The sequence below is a fragment of the Bradyrhizobium sp. Kon10 genome (assembly GCF_055807395.1).
Map to the genome: position 1 here is coordinate 1 of NZ_JBVVOZ010000340.1, position 245 is coordinate 245.

At 61.2% G+C, this 245-nt stretch carries 1 pseudogene; it reads right to left on the bottom strand.

Annotated elements, in window-relative coordinates:
* Positions 1-171 (bottom strand): annotated as a pseudogene (locus tag AC0L2O_RS37305) (acyl-CoA dehydrogenase C-terminal domain-containing protein); the annotation flags it as partial.
* Between the last annotated feature and the right edge of the window lie 74 nt (positions 172-245).

Genomic DNA, 245 nt, shown 5'->3' on the forward strand with positions numbered 1-245 from the left:
GCGAATCGCCTGTTCCAGCCAGCGCCAGCCAATTACCGTATGCCCGAACACTTTCAGGTACAGCGCCGAGTTCGCCAGGCTGCTGTTGACGTTGCCCTGGGCGAGATCGCCCAGCAGGCCGAGGGTGACGCCTTGCAGGCGATCAACCAATTGCTCCAGCGGTTGCCTTAATGCAGTGAGCGAGGGGTAGTGCTGGGCTCAAGCAGTTGATTCGACTGATCGCTCAGACAGGCGCTCGAGCCCAG